Origin of the sequence: Protofrankia sp. Cas8 (assembly GCF_963555845.1) — a bacterium.
GTDB lineage: Bacteria > Actinomycetota > Actinomycetes > Frankiales > Frankiaceae > Protofrankia.
In genome coordinates this window covers 3,027-8,958 of the sequence record NZ_CAUVXI010000233.1, presented here as the reverse complement: position 1 = coordinate 8,958, position 5,932 = coordinate 3,027, and the positions used below count along the sequence as shown (strand labels likewise).

Sequence of the window (5,932 nt, the reverse complement as noted above, 5' to 3'; positions counted from 1 at the left end):
CGTGCCGTACACCGTCTACAACACGGGCATCGCCTGGCGGTCGGACATCATTACCGAGGACATCAGCGCAAGGGACAACCCGTTCGACGTCTTCTGGGACGGCCGGTACCGCGACAAGATTTCCGTGATCAACGACTATCGCGCCGTGATGGGTATGGTCCTGCTGCGCAACGGTCTCGACCTGAACACCGACCGAAACGATGATCTCGATCTCGTCCGGACCCAACTGGCCGACATGGTCCGCGCGACCCGGCCCAAAGCGACGATCACCAACTACCGGGACCTGCCCGGCGGGCACTTCCCCATTGTCCAGGCATGGTCGGGAGACGTGATCAACGCCCGGAACTACCTGGCCAAGGATGCCGACCCGAACATCCTGCATTACTGGTCCCCGACCGACGCCCGCCACCAGGCGGACAACGATCTGATGGTGATCCTTCGGGCCGGCAAAAGCCCGGTAGCCGCGCACATGTTCCTCAACCACATGCTCGACTTCGGCGTCGTACTGGGTAACTTCGCGGCGATTGGATACCAGCCGCCGCAGAATCGCATCACCTCTGCCGGACTCGTCGGACAGGGATTCCTCCCAGCAAGCCTGGCGAGCGCGGTTGTGGAACCGGCGTACTTCGCCACCGGCCAGCGTATTCTGGAGCTGGACCCTGACACCGACCGACGCTGGCGGTCGATCTGGGACGAATTCCGCACCAGCACCTGAGAACCGGTTCCGCCAACCACAGTCACCGCAGTCACCGCAGTCACTACAGCCAGCACAACGCAGCCAGCACAACGCACAGGTCAGCGGGTGGCCGCCGGGCGGCGGCCGAGGGCGTAGCAGGCGATCGCCGCGGTCGCTGCGACGTTGAGCGAATCCACCCCGTTGGCCATCGGGATCCGCACCCGGGTGGTGGCCGCGTCAAGGGCCGCCTGCGTGAGGCCCGGGCCTTCCGAGCCGAGCAGCAGCGCCAGCTTCTCGTGCGGTCGGGTGCTCAGCTCGTCGAGCGCCACCGCGTCCGGGGACGGCGTGAGCGCGACCACCGCAAACCCGTGCTCCACCAGCAGCGACAGCGCCGCCGGCCATGGATCGAGGCGAGCGTAGGGGACGGCGAACACCTCCCCCATCGACACCCGCACCGAGCGGCGGTATAGCGGGTCCGCGCAGCGCGGGCTGAGCAGGACGGCGTCCATCCCGAGCCCGGCCGCCGAACGGAAGATCGCCCCAAGGTTGGTGTGACTCACCACGTCCTCACAGACAAGTGCCCGGCTCGCGCCGGCCAGGACATCCGCCACGGGAATCAGCGGACGGCGGCACATCGAGGCGAGTGCCCCGCGATGCACCTCGAACCCGGTGATCGCGGCGAGCACATCCGGGCCGGCGAGGTAGACCGGGACGTCCGGGTCGAGATCGTCCGGCACCAGCGCGAGCTTTGACGGCCCGACCAGCAACGAACGCGGCCGGTGGCCGGCGCGCCGGGCCCGTTCGATGACCAGTTCGCCCTCGGCGATGAACAGCCCCTCGGCGGGCTCCCGCCGTCGACGCAGAGCCACATCGGTCAACCCGACATAGTCGCGGACCCGAACATCGGCCGGATCGATGATCTCCACAATACCCAAACCAACCACCGCCCGTCCCCATCGTCTCGCATCCCACCATGCCTCTCCCCCGTGGCCTCTCCCCCGTGCAGCGGCACCCGGGTGCGCGCTGTTCACGCAATGGTCTATCCTTGGGCCAATCGTCTGCGAGTGATAGGCCGCCGGCTACACGGTGTATCGTCCGCAACACAACGTATCGCCTGTAACACGGCGCATCACCCGCAACACAGCATCTACATCTGCATCGAAGCGCACGGAGCGTGTTTCTTCTGTTCTCGGTCCGACTTCCGTCGCGACCGCACGTCCGCCTGACAAGTCGCCCTTGGAGAAGGAAGCCCCCCCTGTGGCTGTCATGAGCTCCATCGCCGAACTGGTGCCCGATCGGGCATTCGCAACCGCGATCGCCCTGGCACACCGTCGTTTCGAGCCGATACTCGGTCGGATTGGAACGTTCGTGGCCCCCCACCAGACGGCCCTGGACGTAGGGGCCTGGTACGGCCCATGGACCCATTGGTTATCGAGGCGCGCCCGTTGCGTCACGACCGTGGAACCCAATCCCGACCTGGCAGCGTTCATCGCCCGCACCAGCCGGCCGAATGTCACGGTGGTGGCAAAGGCGGCATCCGATGCCGACGGCTTTGCGGAGTTGTGGCTCCCGCCCGGGGGCCGGGGTACCGAGGGCCGGGCCTCGCTGATCCCCCGACCCGACGGCAGCAGCGTGAAAATCGAGACGATCCGTCTTGACACGCTCGACCTCGAGGACGTCGGCCTGGTGAAAATCGATGTGGAGGGGCATGAGCTGTCGGCGCTGAAGGGTGCGGAGGGAATCGTCAATCGCTGGCGTCCCGCCCTCATCATCGAAGTCGAAGATAACCGGAGCCCTGCCAGCGCAACCGTGGAACTGCTCCAAAGCTGGAATTACGAGGGCTCGTTCCTTCAGAACGGGAAAATGCGCCCGCTGGCCGGATTCGATCTCGGCGCCCACCAGCGGGCGATGGCGCGGGTGGCGCAGCGCGGATACCTTCATGCAGTCGCGACCGGAAGCGGCCGGCGATACGTCAACACGATTCTGTTCCTACCCGTCCGATAAGAGCCTGTATTGGATCGTGCGTTCGAACCGGCGGCCACGACCGCACGGCGCATCCCCGCACCCGTCGACCTGCTGGTGCGCGGCGCCGACATGGTCGTAACGGTCGACGACCAGCGCCGCGAGCTGCCCGGCGGCTGGGTCGCGGTGTCAGACGGCCTGGTCAGCGCCGTCGGTGCGTCCACCGACCCGCTCCCGGCGGCTCGTCGCACCCTGGACGCGAGCGGCTGTCTGGTCACCCCCGGCCTGATCAACACCCATCATCACCTCTTCCAGAACCTCACCCGGTCGTTCGCGCCGTCGGTGTCCGGGACGCTGTTCACCTGGCTGCGCACGCTCTACCCGCTGTGGGCACGCCTCGATGAAGAGGCGGTGCACGTCTCCGCCTACGTCGGCCTGACCGAGCTGGCGCTCGGCGGCTGCACAACCACCACCGACCACATGTACGTCCACCCGCGCGGCGCCGGGGACCTGATCTCCGCCGAGATAGCCGCGGCCCGCACGCTGGGGATGCGGTTCCACCCGACGCGGGGGTCGATGTCACTGTCAGTGAAGGACGGCGGCCTACCGCCGGACTCCGTCGTCCAGGATCCCGACAAGATCCTCGCGGATTCGGCGGCCCTTGTCGCCGCCCATCACGACCCCGCCCACGGTGCGATGGTCCGCATCGCGCTGGCGCCCTGCTCACCCTTCTCGGTCAGCCCCGAGCTGATGCGGGCCACCGCCGAGCTCGCCGAACGTCTCGACGTGCGGCTGCACACCCATCTCGCCGAGGACCCGCAGGAGGACGACTACTGCCTGGCGACCTACGGCCGGCGACCGATCGAGCACTTCGACGACGTCGGCTGGGGCGGTGACCGGGCCTGGGTCGCCCACTGCATCTGCCCGAACCCGGCCGAAGTCGCCCGGCTGGGCCGGTGGGGAACCGGGGTCGCGCACTGCCCGAGCAGCAACATGATCCTCGGTGCTGGGCTGGCGCCGGTCGCGCAGCTGCGGGCGGCCGGTGTGCCGGTCGGGCTCGGCTGCGACGGCTCGTCCTCGGCGGACGCGGCGTCGCTGTGGCTGGAGGCCCGCACTGCGATGCTGCTCGGGCGGTTGCGCGGCGGGGCGGCGGCGATGTCCGCCCGGGATGCCCTTGAGATCGCCACCCGTGGCGGCGCGGGCTGCCTCGGGCGGGCCGGCGAGATCGGTGAGCTCTCCGTCGGCGCGGTCGGTGATCTGGTGGCCTGGCCGCTGGACGGGATCAGCTTTGCCGGGGCCCTGACCGACCCGGTGGAGGCGTGGCTGCGCTGCGGACCGGTCGCCGCCCGGCACACCGTGGTCGCCGGCACGCCGGTGGTGTGCGACGGCCGGCCCGTCCACCCCGATCTCGACGAGATGCTGCGCCGCCACCGCGTGATCGCCGCACGCATCCAGGGGCTGTGGTAGGAGCGCTGTGCCCTCCGGCGCACGACGGCGCACGACGGCGCACGATCGACCTGAGATGATCGGCACGATCGGACCGACTTCGGAACCGTCCCCACCACGGCCAGGAGCGACGATGGCGACCGAGCCCACATCCATCGAGAATTATCTGATCGACATGGACGGCGTGCTGATGCACGAATCCCAGCCCGTCCCGGGCGCGGCCGCGTTCCTGCAGGCGGTCACGGACGCGGGGTTGGGCTATCTCGTCCTCACCAACAATTCGATCTTCACAGCCCGCGACCTTGGAGTCCGGCTACGTGATGCCGGGCTGGCGATCCCGTCCGAGCGGATCTGGACCTCCGCGCTGGCCACCGCGCAGTTCCTGCACTCGCAGCGCCCCGGCGGCACCGCGCACGCCGTCGGTGAGGCCGGCCTGACCACGGCACTGCACGACATCGGATATGTACTGACCGACCGATCACCAGAGTACGTCGTCCTCGGCGAGACCCGGACGTACAGCTTCGAGGCGATCACCCGCGCGATCCGACTGGTCCGGGACGGAGCCCGGTTCATCGCGACGAACCCGGACCCGACCGGACCGTCCACCGAAGGTCTCCTCCCGGCCACCGGCGCCGTGGCAGCGTTGATCACCAAGGCGACCGGCGTGGTCCCCTACTTCGTCGGCAAGCCGAACCCGTTGATGATGCGCAGCGCGCTCAACACCCTCCAGGCACACAGCGAGACCACCGTCATGATCGGCGACCGAATGGACACCGATGTGATCTCCGGGCTGGAGGCGGGAATGGAGACGGTCCTGGTCCTGTCCGGCATCACGTCCGCAGCCGACATCGACCGGTTCCCCTACCGGCCGACGCTGGTGCTGGAGAGCATCGCCCGACTTCCGGTCGGCGTGCGCCCCGGGCAGGTGACCATACCCACGCAGCCGCTGGCCGGCGTCACCGAGTAGCACTTCGGTCACCGGTTCTCCCCGACATCATGCCCGCACGCGGGGCATCGAGGATGACAGCCAAGACGGGCCGATCAGCCTCGGAACCGCTGGGCCCGTCAACACTGACGAACGTGCTCCGCTGGTGGTCAGAAAGAGGCCGGAGGTTCATCGTCGCGGCCGGTCGCGGCCGGCGACAGCGAAGCGGTAGGTCAAAATGGTCGCTATAACGGCCGCTTCCACCTCCTGTCGGACGACATTCGGCCGAACGGTAGGTGGTTCCGGTCATCAGGACGACCTCAACGACCTACGCACCCGGCCCCGCTCCTTGATCCACACCCCCACCGGGGTGGCCTCCGGCCTTGCGATCAGAGCAAGATCACAGCCACTAACGTGTCACAAGGGCCAGGCTGCTCTGTTGGCCCACGAGGCGGAGGCGGTGCGCTGTGACGAGTGGTCTGGGACCGGGTAACTGGAGCGCCGCTTTCCCAACGCCGTTACACCACATCGTAGACGACACGACACGGACCGCCGATGTGCAGCTCTACCTGAAACGAGACGATCTAGCGCTCGCAGACGTGCCGGGCAACAAGTATCGCAAGCTCAAGTACAACATGTCAGCAGCTATGTCGGCGGATTACCCAAAGCTGTTGACCTTCGGTGGGGCGTACTCCAACCTGCTACGAGCAGTAGCGGCTATCGGGCAGGCAGCAGACCTGCCCACCATCGGCATTGTCCGAGGTGAGGAACACCACCCGCCGAACCGCTCACTGCAGTTCTGCCTGGATCACGGCATGGAACTGGCCTACATCACGCGCGAGAAATACCGTCAGAAGACAAGTCCCGAGTTCCTTGCGGGACTAGCTGACACCTACGGCGAGTTCTACCTGCTCCCCGAAGGC

At 67.6% G+C, this 5,932-nt stretch carries 4 protein-coding genes and 2 pseudogenes; 5 read left to right on the top strand and 1 reads right to left on the bottom strand.

Features of this window, described 5'->3' with window-relative positions:
* A pseudogene (locus U9977_RS23510) lies at positions 1-715 on the top strand (spermidine/putrescine ABC transporter substrate-binding protein); the annotation flags it as partial.
* Between the two features lie 80 nt (positions 716-795).
* On the opposite strand, the gene U9977_RS23505 reads toward U9977_RS23510, so the two are convergent.
* Entirely contained in the window at positions 796-1,620 is an 825-nt protein-coding gene (locus U9977_RS23505; RefSeq protein WP_322751456.1) for an RNA methyltransferase, read from the bottom strand.
* Between the two features lie 322 nt (positions 1,621-1,942).
* Between U9977_RS23505 and U9977_RS23500 the strand changes: the two genes are divergently transcribed.
* The 4 genes and pseudogenes from U9977_RS23500 to U9977_RS23485 all read left to right on the top strand — a co-directional run.
* Positions 1,943-2,680, top strand: coding sequence for an FkbM family methyltransferase (locus U9977_RS23500; protein WP_322751459.1), 738 nt, complete (start codon positions 1,943-1,945; stop codon positions 2,678-2,680).
* Positions 2,681-2,755: 75 nt separating this feature from the next.
* A complete protein-coding gene (locus U9977_RS23495) occupies positions 2,756-4,105 on the top strand; it encodes an 8-oxoguanine deaminase (RefSeq protein ID WP_322751458.1) in 1,350 nt (449 codons plus the stop codon).
* 112 nt (positions 4,106-4,217) lie between these two features.
* Complete coding sequence (locus U9977_RS23490; RefSeq protein ID WP_322751455.1) at positions 4,218-5,051, top strand: HAD-IIA family hydrolase; 834 nt, start codon at positions 4,218-4,220, stop codon at positions 5,049-5,051.
* 515 nt (positions 5,052-5,566) lie between these two features.
* Positions 5,567-5,932, top strand: a pseudogene (locus U9977_RS23485) (1-aminocyclopropane-1-carboxylate deaminase/D-cysteine desulfhydrase); the annotation flags it as partial.

Coding starts and splice junctions, on each gene's coding strand:
- U9977_RS23500 (WP_322751459.1), top strand. CDS start 1,943: ATGAGCTCCATCGCCGAACTGGTGCCCGATCGGGCATTCGCAACCGCG.
- U9977_RS23490 (WP_322751455.1), top strand. CDS start 4,218: ATGGCGACCGAGCCCACATCCATCGAGAATTATCTGATCGACATGGAC.